Annotated in this window: 1 rRNA gene; it reads right to left on the bottom strand. The window is 51.9% G+C overall.

The annotated features are described in order from the left end of the window. Nucleotides 1–21 precede the first annotated feature (21 nt). A 16S ribosomal RNA gene (locus D3F01_RS15800) occupies nucleotides 22–1,532 on the bottom strand. Between the last annotated feature and the right edge of the window lie 161 nt (nucleotides 1,533–1,693).

Below are 1,693 nucleotides of genomic sequence, written 5' to 3' on the forward strand. Positions count from 1 at the left end.
TCCATCTGCCTGACTCCTTAGAAAGGAGGTGATCCAGCCGCAGGTTCTCCTACGGCTACCTTGTTACGACTTCACCCCAATCACCAGTTTTACCTTCGGCGGCGTCCTCCTTGCGGTTAGACTACCGACTTCGGGTCCCCCCGGCTCTCATGGTGTGACGGGCGGTGTGTACAAGGCCCGGGAACGTATTCACCGTGGCATGCTGATCCACGATTACTAGCAATTCCGACTTCGTGCAGGCGAGTTGCAGCCTGCAGTCCGAACTGGGACGTTGTTTCTGAGTTTTGCTCCACCTCGCGGTCTTGCTTCTCTTTGTTTAACGCCATTGTAGTACGTGTGTAGCCCAAGTCATAAAGGGCATGATGATTTGACGTCATCCCCACCTTCCTCCGTTTTGTCAACGGCAGTCCTGCCAGAGTCCTCTTGCGTAGTAACTGACAGTAAGGGTTGCGCTCGTTGCGGGACTTAACCCAACATCTCACGACACGAGCTGACGACAACCATGCACCACCTGTCTCTGCGTCCCGAAGGAAAATACTGTTTCCAGCATCGTCGCAGGATGTCAAGACTTGGTAAGGTTCTTCGCGTTGCGTCGAATTAAACCACATACTCCACTGCTTGTGCGGGCCCCCGTCAATTCCTTTGAGTTTCAACCTTGCGGTCGTACTCCCCAGGTGGATTACTTATTGTGTTAACTGCGGCACTGAAGGGGTCAATCCTCCAACACCTAGTAATCATCGTTTACGGTGTGGACTACCAGGGTATCTAATCCTGTTTGCTACCCACACTTTCGAGCCTCAGCGTCAGTTGGTGCCCAGTAGGCCGCCTTCGCCACTGGTGTTCCTCCCGATATCTACGCATTCCACCGCTACACCGGGAATTCCGCCTACCTCTGCACTACTCAAGAAAAACAGTTTTGAAAGCAGTTTATGGGTTGAGCCCATAGATTTCACTTCCAACTTGTCTTCCCGCCTGCGCTCCCTTTACACCCAGTAATTCCGGACAACGCTTGTGACCTACGTTTTACCGCGGCTGCTGGCACGTAGTTAGCCGTCACTTCCTTGTTGAGTACCGTCATTATCTTCCTCAACAACAGGAGTTTACAATCCGAAGACCTTCTTCCTCCACGCGGCGTCGCTGCATCAGGGTTTCCCCCATTGTGCAATATTCCCCACTGCTGCCTCCCGTAGGAGTCTGGGCCGTGTCTCAGTCCCAATGTGGCCGTTCAACCTCTCAGTCCGGCTACCGATCGTTGCCTTGGTGGGCCATTACCTCACCAACTAGCTAATCGGACGCGAGGCCATCTCAAAGCGGATTGCTCCTTTTCCCTCTGGTCGATGCCGACCCGTGGGCTTATGCGGTATTAGCAGTCGTTTCCAACTGTTGTCCCCCTCTTTGAGGCAGGTTCCTCACGCGTTACTCACCCGTTCGCCACTCGATTGAGGAAGCAAGCTTCCTCTCTCTCGTTCGACTTGCATGTGTTAGGCGCGCCGCCAGCGTTCGTCCTGAGCCAGGATCAAACTCTTTATAAATGATATTTATCACTTAAAAAGTGTTAAATCGTTTCGCTCAGCACGCAATCGCTTGCGTCCTGTGTGAATTACTTTGTTTGGAATTGTTTAACGTGTTTTTCCAACACGAAAATAGGTTCCGTTACAAGTTTTTCGATATTGTTCAATTTTCAAGGTCCTGT

Source organism: Faecalibacterium sp. BCRC 81149, assembly GCF_022750605.1.
GTDB classification, from domain to species: Bacteria; Bacillota; Clostridia; order Oscillospirales; family Ruminococcaceae; genus Faecalibacterium; species Faecalibacterium duncaniae.